The organism is Sporolactobacillus pectinivorans, from assembly GCF_002802965.1.
GTDB lineage: Bacteria > Bacillota > Bacilli > Bacillales > Sporolactobacillaceae > Sporolactobacillus > Sporolactobacillus pectinivorans.
Map to the genome: position 1 here is coordinate 3,028,750 of NZ_NXGA01000001.1, position 15,300 is coordinate 3,044,049.

Sequence of the window (15,300 nt, forward strand, 5' to 3'; positions counted from 1 at the left end):
CGTATAAATTTCGATAATCACGCATAAACTGACGGGCTCCAAATCACTGTTTTCACTTAAAATAAAAAGTGGCGCTTTTCTCACCACTCCGGTTGAAAAAGCTCCACTTTTTTATTCATGTCTATGTTGTTGTTCAATTATTCAGATTCGACGATCTGTTTAAATGCGTTTTCCGCCGCCCGGATTGTTTTTTCAATGTCTTCCATCGAATGTTTCGTCGATAAAAAAACACCCTCGAACTGGGACGGTGGCAGTGAAATTCCCTGTTCGATCATTGAAGCAAAATACTTTTTGAAATGGTTCAGATTGGACGATTTAGACCTTTTATAATTAATCACCTTCTGATCGGTGAAGAAGAAACCCATCATTGCCCCGGCCTGATTAACTGTGAGCGGAATGCCATATTTCTTCGCAGCCTTCTGATAACCTTCCGCCAGCCTGTCCGCTTTCTTTCTGAATTCAGGATAATCTTCTGGCGTTAATTGTGAAAGGGTCATGTACCCTGCAGCCATAGCCAGCGGATTACCGGATAATGTGCCTGCCTGGTAGACCGGGCCTTCCGGAGCCATCTGCTTCATAATATCGCGCCTGCCGCCGTAGGCACCGACCGGGAGGCCGCCGCCGATTACTTTTCCAAGTGTCGTCAGATCCGGCGTTACGCCGTAATAACCCTGAGCACAATTATAAGCAACGCGGAATCCGGTCATGACTTCGTCAAAAATAAGCAATGAACCATAAGCTTTGGTTATTCTTCTCAGTTCCTCAAGAAAGCCGGGAATCGGCGGAACAACGCCCATGTTTCCGGCAACCGGTTCAACAATAATGCAGGCGATATCATGCCCGTATTGTTTAAAAACATCCGCGACTCGTTCGGCGTCATTATACGGAACAGTCAGAGTGTCCCTGGCCAGCTGTGCCGGAACGCCCGGGCTGTCTGGAAGGCCCAACGTCGCGACCCCCGAACCCGCCTTGATCAGTAAAGAATCAGAGCTCCCGTGATAGCTGCCTTCAAATTTAAGAATCTTGTCTCTTCCTGTATAACCGCGTGCGAGCCTGATGGCGCTCATCGTCGCTTCTGTTCCGGAATTGACCATCCGCACCATCTCAACAGAAGGGACGCGTTCAACTACAAGTTCAGCGAGTTTTGTCTCCAGAACATGCGGTGCTCCGAAACTGGTCCCCTTTTCAGCCGTTTTCTTCACAAACTCGACTACTTTTTCATCGGCATGACCGAGAATCAACGGTCCCCAGCTCAGCACATAGTCAATATATTCATTTCCGTCCAAGTCATAAATTTTAGAACCCTTCCCGTGATCCATATAGATCGGGTTCAGATCAACAGCCGGAAAAGCCCGGACAGGACTGCTGACCCCGCCCGGCATTAAAGGCTTTGCCTCTTTATAGGCTGCAATTGATTGACTGAAATCCATTTCTCATCCTTCTCCCTGGAGCCAGAAAATGGCATCCTTTGCGTAATATGTAGCAATCGTGCCGATGCAATTTCTGTCGCGGTTGGCGGCTCATGGACAGACGCCTCATCCGTCCAATTATTTTTCCATGCCGGCGCCCAAGCACTGTTATTTCTTTTGCTCTCATCTTCCACAATGTTGAAAAAATCCGCAAACAGATCAACGGCGGATTCGCCGTTCTCGCTGCCGGCAAGTTCTTTAAGTTTATTAATGGGATCATGAAGCAGCTGGTTGATCATGCTTTGAGCATGTTTGCGAATAATTTCGTGTTCCTGCTCGGTCATTCCCGGCAATTTATGTTCGATGCTTTTCATAGTTTCCGAATGAATCGTCAGCGCTTTTTTTCTGAGTGCGGAGATAACAGGAGCAACCCCACGCATCAGCAGCCATTCATTAAACTTGACCAGCTGATGATCAATCAGCGGCTCTATTTCCTGCGCTGCCTGCCTGCGCGCTTCGTGATTATGATCAATAATCTTTTCAAAATCATCAATATCGTAGAGGAATACGCCTGCGATTTTTCCGGCAGCCGGATCAATATTGCGAGGTACGCAAATATCGACAAGAATCAGCGGCCGTTTCCTGCGGCGGATCTGCGCATCAAAAACAGCGGAGCCGGAGATCAGAAAACTCTGGGCTGAAGTGGTGCAGATGACAATATCCGCCTCTTCAATCAGCCGATTTAACAACTCAAAGGGCACAGAACGGAGCCCGGGGCGTTTCGCCAGCTGATCGGCTTTGCTTTTTGTACGATTCGTAATCATGATGTCCCTGGTACCGGCACCAGACAGATGTTTCAGTGCGAGCTCGCCCATTTCACCCGCGCCGACAATCAACGCTCTTTTGTTTTCCAGAGGACCGAATGTATTTTTCACCATTTCCACGGCCGCATAGCTGACAGAGACGGGATGATCGTTAATGTGCGTTTCGCTCTGGGCGCGTTTTGCCACTGTCAGCGCTTCCTTGAACAATTCGTTGAAAAATGCTCCGGTTGCACCGCTTTTTTGAGCTGTAAGAAAACCGCTGCGCACCTGCCCGAGAATCTGTGTTTCACCGAGAATCATTGAATCCAGTCCGCATGTGACATGAAATAAATGATCCACAGCTTCCTTGTCCTCTTTAACCAGAAGGAGCGGCAATAATTCTTCCATAGTTACATGAAACCAGTTGGTGAAAAAGTGTTTAACCGCATAGCATCCCGTGTCCGTCCGATCACTGACAGCATAAATTTCAGTTCTATTGCAGGTTGACACAATCACATTTTCAAAAATGCCCTTCGTTTTATGGAGTTCCTTCAATGCTTTTTCAAGATCCGATGGCTCAAATGTCAGCTTCTCCCTGATTTTAATCGGGGCGCCGCGAAAGTTTACCCCAATCGCCAGAATGTGCATCCAAATTCCCCCCCGGTATAATTCTCTTTTCAGGCAACTTAAATCATTCCTGCCGTTCAGCTAAAATAAAAAAGATGATTGACAAAGATTTTCACCTCAACGGCAAACCGGCTCTATCATTAGAAAGGCATCGCTTTTCCGAAGCATTCTGTCTCTGGATTTTCGTTACTTAATCCATTCAAAAACGCACTCAGTTCAGAAAAGGGGTCAGGGCAGACCAAGCTTCATCTTTTCCCAGTCCCGTCACTGAAGAAAATAAAATCAAGGGCTCGTCAGGCCCGAGCCCGAGATCGCGCGCAATCGTCTGCTTCTGGCTCTGGTGCTTTCCCTTAGGAATTTTATCCGCTTTGGTTGCGACCGTAATGACAGGGTGCCCGAAATAAGCCAAATAATCATGCATCGTCACATCATCTTTGGACGGGGGATGGCGCAAATCAACAAGGTGAACGACTGCACTCAGCCTAGTGCGTTCCGAAAAATACTTTTCGAGCATCCGCCCCCACGCTTCTTTGTCTGCCTTGGATACTTTAGCGTAACCGTATCCCGGCACATCAACAAAATAAAAAGCTTCGTTTATCTTAAAATAGTTCAGTTTTTGTGTTTTCCCCGGTTTTTCAGAGGTTCTGACCAAGTTTCTTCTGCCCAGCATCTTGTTAATGAATGTGGACTTGCCAACGTTTGAACGCCCGGCCAGGGCAATCTCCGGCAGGCCGTCAGTAGGATATTGAGCCGGACCGACCGCACTGATAATGTAGTCCGCCTGCTTGATTTTCATGGATCCACTCTCCCTGATGTGCAGGCCCCGTTTATGGTCTGCAGTTGTACGAACATATGCTTCTCCGGACATTGCTGTGCATCACTCATTTTAGCGTAAGCACCGGTCCGTGTCCATTCATCCGCGCACGTTGTTTGTGATTCTGACTATAATAAAGTTTTTGCTGGTTTTGCTCTTGTTAAGAAAAATTTAGTTTTCGCTGATACTTCACTCATTTTCGTCGATATGGCTATCTGATAGGACAAGCGGCCGGCTCATCCTCTCCGTTGTTTAGGCCAAATCCTCTCCGGTTCTAAAAAAGAGCTTATATCTTTTTTATTGCACGATTTGCGTCAACTTAATTGTGCTGCCTGTCATCATTATACTGTTATTTGGAGTTTATTCTAAGAAGTGAAATGCTGCATACATGAAAATCACCGTTGTTGGATGATTAATCAACGGTGATTTAGTAATAAATAGGTTGATTTTCTGCTGTGATTTTATATGCAAATTCCTTTGCAGTTTACCATAGAATTCGTGTGTTTACACCTCGAAACGGAGCATGTTACCAGATGAAAGGACCTCTTAATCAGAAATTCCGCCGGATCATGATTCTTTCTTCTGAATACGCAATCCGGCTGACCGTGCTGAGAGCGGACGGCTGAGCAATGCATCGGAATAAGGTGTCTGTTCCAAATCTAACTGAGTTTTCTCCTGTGGAAGCAGTGCCAGATCAAGCACTTCTCGAAGGGAATCGACCGGAATGACCTCCACTTTTCCAAAATTTTTCAGTGTTTCCTGCATATTTTCTCTTGGGATGATGACCCGTTTCGCCCCTGCCTCAGCCGCCGCCTCCACTTTTGCCATAACACCGCCGATCGGTTTGACCTGGCCATGGAGGCCGAGTTCGCCTGTCATGGCCAGATCCGGGCTGACGCAGCGGCAAAGAATGGCAGAGCAAATCGCAACGGCCATGGAGATGCCGGCGGAAGGCCCGTCAACAAGTGAACCACCCGGAAAGTTAACATGAATATGGTATTTGTAAGTTGCAAAGCCCATGCGGTTCAGTACGGTAAGTACATTTTCAACCGAGCCGCGTGCCATGCTTTTCCGCGTAACCGACCGTCCGGAAGAACCCATCGTTTCTTCTTCAGCGATCCCCGTAATGGTCAGACTTCCTCCACGGCGTGTTTTTACAGCCGCTGCCTCAACCTCAAGCAGAACGCCCTGACCCGGACCATACACGGCCAGCCCGCTGACCAGACCGATCTCGGGTTTCTGCGGCACTTTTACGTTGGGCTTCGGTGCCAGGCGGCTTGAACGGATCACCCATTCAATCTCTTTCAGGCCAATTTTTCGGGTGTCTCCATCCTGGTACATCGCCATACCCGCCGCAATTTGCATTATGTTTACCGCTTCACGTCCGTTTTTTGCATAGTCCGCAATTTTCTCCAGGCAAACCTGCGGCACGGACAAGTTTAACTTGTCCGCAGCACGGCCGGCAATTTTCTGAATCTCCGTTCTGCTCAGCTCGCTGAAAAAGATCTCGAGGCAGCGCGAGCGGATTGCCGGTGGAATTTCTTCCGGACGGCGCGTTGTGGCGCCGATCAACCGAAAATCTGCCGGCAGCCCCTTCTGAAAAATGTCGTGAACATATGCCGGAATCTGCTGATTTTCTGGACTGTAATAAGCACTTTCAAGAAAAACTTTGCGGTCCTCCAGAACTTTCAGCAGTTTATTCAGCTGAATCGGATGCAGTTCACCAATTTCGTCAATAAAAAGAACACCGCCGTGCGCATGTGTTACCGCACCTTCCTTCGGCTGAGGGATTCCCGCCTGGCCCATGGCTCCGGCACCTTGATAAATCGGATCGTGGACGGAACCAATCAGCGGATCGGCAATGCCGCGCTCATCAAATCTGGCCGTCGCCCCGTCCAATTCAATAAAAGGTGAATCACTCTTGAAAGGAGACTTCGGATTTCTTTTCGCTTCTTCAAGAACAAGACGCGCCGCGGCTGTTTTGCCGATTCCCGGCGGTCCGTATACGATCACATGCTGCGGATTGGCTCCACAAAGTGCGGCCCGCAATGCCTGGATTCCCTCTTTCTGACCAATGACATCTTCCAGCGATTTCGGACGGATGCGTTCGGACAGCGGTTCGGACAAAGAACGGTTCCGCATTCTGGCAAGCTGCTCCATTTCCTTTTTTGATTCCTTATCAACAGAAATGCGCTGTACATGCTGATTGCGCAGCAGATTCCAGAAATACAGCCCAATGATGGCGCCAAAGAAAATTTGTGTAAAAATCAGTAAAATCATCCAACTCATTTTGTTGCTTGCCTCCCTGAAAGAAACGGCTGAATCACCGTCCGTTCCTTTTATTCTATTGGGCAGTATTTCCAGCCTCGCCGGGAGTTAATCAAATGATGGGTAACAAAAAGCGGCCCCCCTCGCTGGAGAACCGCTTTTCAACTCATTAATTTTGATCGATCATGCACTTTCTTTGGGGGTTTCGGCACTCTTAATGACCGTCGTGCCGTCACTCATCTGCAGCGTTGGACGTTCTTTACCCTCAACAGTTGCCTTTGTGATAATACATTTTTCAATATCATCGCGTGAAGGAATCTCATACATCAAGTCCAGTGTCATACCTTCAATAATTGAGCGGAGTCCGCGTGCACCGGTTTTACGCTCAATGGCCAATTTGGCAATAGCACGGAGCGCATCATCCGTAAATTCCAGTTCAACATCGTCCAGCTCAAGCAATTTCTTATACTGCTTGACAAGGGCGTTTTTCGGTTTGGTCAGGATATCGACCAGCGCATCTTCATCAAGCTGCTTCAAAGTGGTGATGACAGGAAGGCGTCCGATAAATTCAGGAATCAACCCAAATTTCAGCAAATCTTCCGGCAGCACACTTTTCAGCGCATCGTCACGCTGTATGTCCTGACCCTTCATCCCGGCGCCAAATCCAATGACCTTTTTACCCAGACGACGTTTGATGATCTGTTCAATACCATCAAAGGCGCCTCCGCAGATGAACAAAATGTTTGTGGTGTCGATCTGAATGAATTCCTGATGCGGATGCTTGCGCCCGCCCTGAGGCGGCACACTGGCCACCGTGCCTTCAAGAATTTTCAGCAACGCCTGCTGCACACCTTCGCCGGAAACATCTCTTGTAATTGACGGATTTTCCGACTTGCGGGCTATTTTATCAATTTCATCGATGTAAATAATGCCCTTTTCAGCTTTTTCCACATCGTAATCTGCTGCCTGAATCAGTTTAAGCAAAATATTCTCCACGTCTTCTCCAACATAGCCGGCTTCCGTTAGCGACGTCGCATCGGCAATCGCAAACGGTACATTCAAAATACGCGCCAGTGTCTGAGCAAGCAGTGTTTTCCCGCTGCCCGTCGGTCCAATCATCATAATATTACTCTTGGATAGCTCGACGTCATCCGGTTTCTGCTTTGTATTGATTCTTTTATAGTGGTTATAAACGGCAACGGATAAATTCTTCTTTGCATCATTCTGTCCGATCACATAATCTTCCAGTATAGAGCAGATCTCCTGTGGTTTCGGAATATCTTTGAATTCAACCTCTTCGTCCGTGCCCAGTTCTTCTTCTACAATTTCCGTGCACAATTCAATGCATTCATCACAAATGTAGACACCCGGTCCGGCAACGAGCTTGCGGACCTGGTCTTGAGTCTTTCCACAGAAAGAGCATTTCAGCTGTCCTTTTTCTTCGTTAAATTTGAACATGTTTTCACCCCTATTCATTCTATCGTCCATCATTACTCCAGACAAGAGCGAAGCACTCGGTTATTCTCAAGCTGATGGGATAGGCCTTCGAAATTGTACCCGGCCTGATTTACCTATATCCTTCCCCTTAACAGACATGAAAATGACAGATCCTGATGCACAGCCTCTGCCGGTGTCTGCGGCTTGGCAGTCGGCGAGTTTTCTTTACACAAATCCGATCAAAAAAATCAGGGAATATAGTGTAAGTGCAACTACGCCTCTGCCGTCGTCTACGACTTGGCAGTCAGCGAGTTTTCTTTATGTAGGCATTGTATCATAAAACAAGTCTTCCGATAAGCTATATGTCTTGCCGGAATAAATATGAGTCATTATATAAAAAATGGTGTGCTGTTACAAAGGAAGAAATACCATAAAAAAACAGCTAATAATGACAGGCGGGCAGAAGCCTGCTTTCACATCTGCCCACCCACATCATGCATATCTTTTTCAGCATTTAGCTGATTTTATTTTTCTTCTTCAGCAGCTTTTTTTTCAGCCTCTGCCGCCTTCGGTTTGCTGTTCTCTACAAGGAAATCCACAGCCTGACGCAGCCTGAGGTCTCCCTTTACCAGTTCAGTGCTCCCCAGCGCAGATTTCAGCTGCTCTACACTGAGCTTATATGTGTCAGACATTTTCTTCAGTTCTTCTTCAACGTCTTCTTCAGAAGGCTCAATCTTCTCAGCTTTAGCGATCGCTTCAAGTGTCAGATTTGAGCGGACGCGCTTTTTGGCATCCTCTTTCATCTGGTCGCGAAGTGCGTTTTCATCGGAGCCTGTCAGCTTACTGTACATGTCGAGCGTCATACCCTGAGCTTTCAGACTCTGCTCAAATTCTTTCACCATGTTATCCTGTTCATTTGTAACCATAACTTCCGGAATGTCCATTTCAGCATTAGCAGCCGCCTGCTCCACAACGCTTTCACGCTTGCTTGACTCGGCATCCGATTCTCTGTGCTCTTTCAGATGGTTTCTGGTTTTCTCTTTCAACTCAGCAAACGTGTCGACATCCTCGTCAACATCTTTGGCAAATTCATCATCAAGTTCGGGAAGCTGTTTCTGCTTGATTTCATGTATCTTGACTTTAAACGTTGCTTCCTTGCTCTTCAAATCTTCTGCATGGTAGTCTTCCGGGAACGTTACGACAACATCTTTTTCACTGTCAGCCTTCATGCCGATCAGCTGATCTTCGAAACCCGGAATAAATGAACCTGAGCCAATTTCAAGCGAGTAGTTTTCAGCTTTGCCGCCTTCAAACTGCTTACCATCCACATAACCATCGAAATCGATTACGACTGTGTCGCCTTTTTCAACTTCACCGTCGTCTTTGACAACCAGTTCAGCATAGCGTTCCTGTAGATGCCCGATTTCATGATCCACATCGGCATCCGTTACTTCGGTACTTTTTTCTTCCACTTCAAGGCCCTTATATTCACCAAGCTTGACTTCCGGCTTGACGGTGACATCTGCTTTCAGTACAAGCTTCTTGCCCTTGCCAATTTCCTCAACATCAACCTGAGGCTTGTCTACAGGTTCAATGCCGGTCTGGTCAATCGCTTCGGAATAAGCATCCGGAAGGACAAAGTCAATTGCGTCTTCATACAATGCTTCAACCCCGAAACGCTGTTCAAAGAGCACACGCGGCACACGGCCTTTTCGGAATCCTGGTACATTGACTTTTTTAACGACTTTTTTGAACGCCTTATCCAGCGCCTGGCTAAAACTGTCAGCATCCACTTCAAAAGTCAGCGTGCCGACATTTCCTTCTTTCTTTTCCCAACTTGCTTCTACAGTCATTTATTTTTACCTCCAACATCTATCTTTGCAGCACAACGGCTTTCTAATGGCGGGCGGACATCCGTCATGCCATTTTGCAGTCGGAACGTCTTTTTCACGCACATTAAAATAATGCAACTACGTTATTATAACATAAGAGTCTGACTGAAAAAACTGATTTGGACCAAATTATCATGGTTTGTACAATTCCAGCTTCTGAAAATTCACGCTGCCTAACGGATTCCGTACCCTTCAATTTCATGCACCATCCGACATGCGTTTTGAAATTCATTCCCTGAAACGCCGAAAAGTTCAAGCATATCCTCAACTTTTTCTCCCATTTCGCCGGTCTGAGAAGCCTGAATAGAAAAAACAGCTGCCCACACGCGGGCGGACGGAGGATCAAACGGTTTCGGATAAACGGTCATCGTAAAAAAGCGTTCTGTCTCAATAGCCAAAGTTGCCAGTGTCGGATTTTCCGAATTAAGAACCTGACCGATCTGCGCTTCAATTTGATCAGAAAACTCCTTATGCAGAAAATTGTGGTCGAATGTCACCCGATAAGCTTTCCCAAATTTCCATACGTCCATTTTTTCCGTCAGCCGGTTTTCCTTGACCGCGCACAGCAGCATGGTTTTAATCTCCGGGTTCTGTTGCTTATCAAGGAGAAAGTGCTGAATTTCCGGTATGCTTTCCTTGTCCAGCCGATCGGCAATGTTGTGAATCAACATCATTTGATCTTTAGGCTTAGCCTGCTTCAGCTCAGTCCAGTCAATCTGCCGTTCCTTTTTAGAGACGTTTGCCGTCCAGTCTGCATGGTACCGTTCACTGTTTTCCGGATCCCTAGCATCCGTTTCCCGTTCGTTAAGCCGGATTTCACAGAACTTTTTCATCTGACGAAGAAATTCCTTCGACTCTGGAGGAAGGTTCTTACGCCCGCCCAGCCGCCGGATTTCACTCAGTGCCCCGTGGTAATCCTTTTTTTCTATCAGGATCGTCAGATAAAGCCGGAAAACATCGTAGTAGTAGGGTGTATTACCCAAAAGCAGCTGCCGTGCGGCTTCTTCCGCCTGAGGATAATCGCCCAGCTCAACCGAACAGACCGCCCAGCCATACAATCCTTTCAGATCATGGCTGTTCAATTCGAGAAGTTTCCCGAACAGAGACCTAGCTTCACGATAGTGTTTTTCCGCAACAAGCGCCGTGGCCTTGTTGAGAAGTCTGCTCTCCAGATCTGGGAACAGAACGATATTGTCACCGCCGGGCACCGGCTTCTTTCTGTTTTTTTTCATCCTTCCCAGTCCCGTCCATGTGTCATTACCTTTAGAATATCAGTTTCACTGCCGGTTCGCAATGAACTTTGGAGAACGCCGCAGTGCACGTTTCAATATTATCTGAAATCGAAGGCCCAGTCCCCATGGCGAAAAACCGGTATCTGAGTCCCATCTGCCTTCACCCCGTCAATGTCCAGTTCAGCTGACCCAACCATAAAATCTTCATGCACAATGCTGTCATTGACGCCCGCTCGATCAAGCTGTTTTTCATTCATGACGTTCCCACCTTCGATGCAGATCGGATAAGCTTTTCCAAGCGCCAAATGACAGGAAGCATTCTCGTCAAATAAAGTATTGTAAAAAACCATGCCGGACTCTGAGACAGGTGAGTGGTGCGGCACCAGTGCGACTTCTCCGAGCCGGCGGGATCCTTCGTCTGTTGCCAGAAGGTGTTTCAGCGCTTCTTCCCCTTTTTCTGCTCTGAAGTCCACAATTTCCCCATCTTTAAAAGTCAGCGAGAACCGGTCGATAATCTGTCCGTTGCTGTTCAGGGGCATCGTGCTGGAGACTGTACCGTTCACCCCTCTTTTATCTGGCAGTGTAAACACCTCTTCTGTCGGGATGTTTGCATTGAAATCTATACCTGCTTCGGAAGTACCGGAACCCCCGCCCCAAATATGCCCTTCAGGCAGGCTGATTGCCAGATCTGTACCCTCAGAATGGTAAATCAGCTGTCTGAACTTCTGTGTGTTCAGAAAATCTCTGGCAGCATGCAGCCGCTTATTGTGTTCTTCCCACACTGCAACCGGATCCTCGTTTCCTGCCACGCGGCTGATTCTCAAGACTTCTTTCATGAGCAGCTCCTGAGCTTCGGCAACCGGCTTATCCGGAAACATTTTCTTTGACCAGGCAACTGTCGGGTATGCAACAATGGACCACTGTATCCTGTCATTCATCAAATATTCACGGAATGGCGCGGTTTCCTTGCCGGTAGATTTCATATAAGCAGCCACACGGATTCCGTCCATTTTTTCCAGAAGATCCGGATTGGGCCCGTAAACACTCAAAACGGCATAATCATCCCGCACGGCTGTGTTCCTTGCGTAAAATTTCCATGCCGGTATATGTTTCAGTGCTTCAAGTGGCGCATGCTGAAGACGGAGCAGGGAAATTGCATCATCCTCCCAATCCATCTCGACATTTCTGGCCCCCGCTTTGTAGGCCTCCTCCGCAATCAGATGTGCAAAGTGGCTGGCCTCAATCGGTGCGGAAATAACAAGCCCCTGTCCCTTCTGCAGATTGACGCCGGTTCTGACTGCAAGCCGGGCAAATTTCTTCAGTTCTTCCTCAAATTTTCCCATCTGATCCACCCTCAGTGCACCTGAACACCATGGATAGCCTATGCCGGACAGCTGCAGGAGGTGGTAACTTCGGCATGCGCACGATGTGTGTTTTTAGTCGAAAATCCCCTGCCTGTTCGGCCACTTTCCTCCGCCCAGGCGCTATGTATTTTTATTCTATTATAGGCTGTTCGAAAAGGAGGACAAGGTCATCAGATTTAGTCGAAATTTCACTCCGTGAAGCAGTACGAGACGTGTACGTATTTAGCGAAAGATCCTTTTGAAAGTTCCTTCTTCTGTTAGCAGAAGTCCCTCCCTACCTTTTTCCGAGCTTTTCGAACCCTTCCATTATTATAGCCGACTTGCTGTGGAACGGAAAAGAGCGAAAACGAGGCAGTAAAAAAGAACGTATGTTTTTATTTTCCTGTGATTAAGAACGTACATTCGTGTATAATGGAACCAAATTTAAAAAGTGGGGGATGAAAATGGATCGCGTGATTTTTCTCGTCGATATGCAGACTTTTTATGCTTCCTGTGAGAAAGCCGACCATCCGGAATTCAGATATAAACCGCTGATTGTCGCCGGCGATCCCCAGCAAAGGAGCGGCATTGTGCTGGCGGCCTGCCCGCTGGCTAAAGATCGTGGCGTGATCACCGTTGAGCCGCTGGGTCAGGCGCTGATCAAGTGCCCGGAAGCAGTTATACGTCGGCCGAGAATGCAGCATTATATTGACATGTCCGTCCGGATCACACAGATTCTGGAGCGGTTCACAGACGGGGTTGAGCCCTATTCAGTTGACGAACAGTTCATCGATGTGACCGGAAGTCTGCACTTCTTCGCGTCGCCGAACGAATTTGCCCATTGCATTCAGGACACATTGCTGGAACAGACCGGCATTTACGCCCGGATCGGCATTGGTCCGAATAAAGTGCTTGCAAAAATGGCCTGCGATCATTTTGGAAAAAAGAATAAGACAGGTATATTTGAACTCACTCGAGAGAACATTGAGCAAAAGCTCTGGCCATTGCCCATCAGTGAGTTATTCGGTGTGGGTCGCCGGATGGAACGAAATTTGATTGGCATGGGTATCCGAAAAATCGGCCATCTGGCTCACTACCCGCTTAATCTGCTGCGCAAAAGATGGGGTGTGAACGGTGAACTGCTTTGGATGACCGCGCACGGGATGGACACTTCTCCTGTTTCCGCGGGAACATTCAGGGAGCAGAAAGCAATCGGCCATCACATGACGCTGCCTTACGACTACTCGGAAATCAAAGATATCCGCGTGATTCTGCTCGAGCTCAGTGAAGAAATCGCCTACCGGGCTCGAACAAAGAAATACATGGGGCATGTCGTGTCTGTCAGCATATCCGGCAGTCTTGAGCGTCACGCAGGATTCCACCGACAAACCAGGCTGCCCGCTGCCACCAGTTTTGGCCTGGATATCTATCGGGCGGCCGATCGGCTGTTTACGGAAAACTGGGACCGGAAGCCGGTGCGCAGCGCCGCGGTGACTTTGTCGGAGCTCCAGACCAGAGATAATTGCCAGCTTGATTTGTTCGGACGGCTGGAGGAAAAGGAGAAGCTGAGCACCGCTGTCGACGCCATTTATCGAAAATACGGGAAAACAGCTATTTTTCGCGGGCCATCGCTCATGCCGGCAAGCCAGCTTCAAGTACGTGCGGCAAAGATTGGAGGGCATTATAAATGAAAGGTAATAAGCTGACAAAGGGTTCGAATATGCGCTGGGAATCCAGCCGGATGATGCTGCCGGAGCATGTACAGGCGCTGCGGAAACACTTCCGGAATAATGAAAAAATCAGCCGGCCGCTGCTGGATGAACAGGAATGGGAAGAAATTGGCCGCACCATCAACATCGCAATAGCTGAAGCCCGCCCTGTCAGCGTTCGCTATTACAAAAACGGATTCATCGAAACTATGACAGGCTGTGTCTCCCTGCCGGACGGTCCCGACAGTCATCTGCAGATTCACGATCCATTCGGTATCTCATGGAAAATTTTCTTTCGCGATATTACCGATGTGCAGTTTCAGTAGCAGGAAAAAATTCTTTTTCTTCCTCATCACATAGAGTTTTTCAAGCGAACAGCTTCAGTATCCTGTTTTTCTAAAATTTTCACACCCTTAGTGCAGGTCCCAGAACGCAAGAAGGCCGCCCCAATAAAATGGGGCAGCCGCTTTTTTGTGCTCAAAATCAGAGTGAGGCCCGGAGAATTGCCAGTGTATCTTCTCGGTTCAGCCGTTTAAACTGGCCAAATTCGCCTCTGGCCATAGCCCGATCGGCAATCAGATCGATTTTGCTGTCATCAATGTCGTAATCAGCCAGTCGGCTCGGCGCACCGATGCTTGTCCAAAAACGGCGCAGCGCTTCGATGCCCTCCAAAGCCGTGTCGCGATCCGATTTGCCCGCCGGATCAACACCAAACACGCGCACCGCCAACTGTTTGAAACGTCCGACATTCACATCCAGATTATGTTTCATCCAGTTCGGGAAAAGAATCGCAAGACCGCCGCCATGGGGAATATCATAAACCGCCGATACGGCATGTTCAATATTATGCGATGCCCAGTCGCCCGCAAAGCCCATAGAAACCATCCCATTCAGGGCCATTGTGCCGCAGTAGAGAATCGTTTCGCGCAGATCATAATTTTCGAGATCGTTAACCAGCTTTGGCGCGGTTTCCATAACCGTCTGCAGAATTGACTCGCACAGCCTGTCCTGAAGCGGTGTATGCTCAGTTGGATGGAAATAATGTTCAAAAACATGAGCCATCATATCAACCATGCCATAGATTGTCTGATTTTTCGGCACAGAAAAGGTAAATGTCGGATCAAGGATGGAGAATGCCGGGTAAGAATAAGCGCAGCTCCAGCCATATTTTTCATGAGTGTCCCAATTGGTGATGACCGAATTGGCATTCATTTCCGATCCGGTAGCAGCAAGCGTCAGCACCGTACCAAACGGAAGTGCATCATGCACCGCTTTTTTTCGAGTCACAAATTCCCACGGATCACCGTCAAATTTCGCACCGACCGCAATCGCTTTCGTGCAGTCGATCACACTCCCACCGCCAACCGCGAGCAGAAACTGAATATCTTCTGTCGCACAAATATCAATGCCCCGTTTCACGGTCGTCAGTCTCGGATTAGGCTCCACGCCGGACAGTTCCGAAACCTCCGCATGAAGCCCGTCCAGGATCTGCTTTACCTGATCGTAGAGGCCCGTCCGTTTGATACTGCCGCCCCCATAGACAAGCAGCACCCTTCTGCCGTACTTTGGAATCTCATTTTTCAACTGTTCAAGCTGTCCTTTTCCGAAAATAAGCTTCGTCGGATTGTGAAATGTAAAATTATCCAAGATCCATCGCCCCATTCAATAAAATCCAAATCTGAAAGAAAAACCTTTTCACTCATTTATTATAAACTTGTCCGTCTATTCTTTGCACGGAATCTACATGAACACCCATGCTATGTAAT

The 15,300-nt window shown here is 48.0% G+C and carries 11 protein-coding genes; 2 read left to right on the top strand and 9 right to left on the bottom strand.

The window, feature by feature from the left end:
- Positions 1-137 precede the first annotated feature (137 nt).
- The 8 genes from hemL to COP04_RS14925 all read right to left on the bottom strand — a co-directional run bounded on the left by hemL (position 138) and on the right by COP04_RS14925 (position 11,825).
- Complete coding sequence (hemL, locus tag COP04_RS14890) at positions 138-1,430, bottom strand: glutamate-1-semialdehyde 2,1-aminomutase (protein ID WP_100488726.1); 1,293 nt, start codon at positions 1,428-1,430, stop codon at positions 138-140.
- Entirely contained in the window at positions 1,382-2,860 is a 1,479-nt protein-coding gene (hemA, locus tag COP04_RS14895; RefSeq protein ID WP_100488727.1) for a glutamyl-tRNA reductase, read from the bottom strand. Before hemA ends, hemL begins: the two co-directional genes overlap by 49 nt.
- 190 nt (positions 2,861-3,050) lie before the next feature.
- A complete protein-coding gene (gene yihA / locus COP04_RS14900) occupies positions 3,051-3,635 on the bottom strand; it encodes a ribosome biogenesis GTP-binding protein YihA/YsxC (protein ID WP_100488728.1) in 585 nt (194 codons plus the stop codon).
- Positions 3,636-4,220: 585 nt separating this feature from the next.
- Entirely contained in the window at positions 4,221-5,942 is a 1,722-nt protein-coding gene (lonB, locus tag COP04_RS14905; protein ID WP_100488729.1) for an ATP-dependent protease LonB, read from the bottom strand.
- A gap of 162 nt (positions 5,943-6,104) precedes the next feature.
- Positions 6,105-7,379: an ATP-dependent protease ATP-binding subunit ClpX gene (clpX, locus tag COP04_RS14910; RefSeq protein ID WP_100488730.1), complete on the bottom strand. Its 1,275-nt coding sequence runs from the start codon at positions 7,377-7,379 to the stop codon at positions 6,105-6,107.
- Between the two features lie 503 nt (positions 7,380-7,882).
- Entirely contained in the window at positions 7,883-9,211 is a 1,329-nt protein-coding gene (gene tig / locus COP04_RS14915) for a trigger factor (protein ID WP_100488731.1), read from the bottom strand.
- A gap of 212 nt (positions 9,212-9,423) precedes the next feature.
- Positions 9,424-10,482, bottom strand: coding sequence for a tetratricopeptide repeat protein (locus COP04_RS14920; protein ID WP_100488732.1), 1,059 nt, complete (start codon positions 10,480-10,482; stop codon positions 9,424-9,426).
- A 98-nt stretch (positions 10,483-10,580) separates the two neighbouring features.
- Entirely contained in the window at positions 10,581-11,825 is a 1,245-nt protein-coding gene (locus COP04_RS14925; RefSeq protein ID WP_100488733.1) for an aminopeptidase, read from the bottom strand.
- Between the two features lie 464 nt (positions 11,826-12,289).
- On the opposite strand from COP04_RS14925, the gene COP04_RS14930 reads away from it, so the two are divergent.
- Complete coding sequence (locus tag COP04_RS14930) at positions 12,290-13,516, top strand: DNA polymerase IV (protein WP_100488734.1); 1,227 nt, start codon at positions 12,290-12,292, stop codon at positions 13,514-13,516.
- Positions 13,513-13,860, top strand: a complete 348-nt coding sequence (locus COP04_RS14935; protein ID WP_100488735.1) for a YolD-like family protein — start codon at positions 13,513-13,515, stop codon at positions 13,858-13,860. The genes COP04_RS14930 and COP04_RS14935 overlap by 4 nt, the downstream gene beginning before the upstream one ends.
- Before the next feature lie 157 nt (positions 13,861-14,017).
- Here the strand turns inward: COP04_RS14935 and COP04_RS14940 are convergent, their stop codons facing one another.
- Positions 14,018-15,181: an iron-containing alcohol dehydrogenase gene (locus COP04_RS14940; protein WP_100488736.1), complete on the bottom strand. Its 1,164-nt coding sequence runs from the start codon at positions 15,179-15,181 to the stop codon at positions 14,018-14,020.
- Positions 15,182-15,300: the final 119 nt, after the last annotated feature.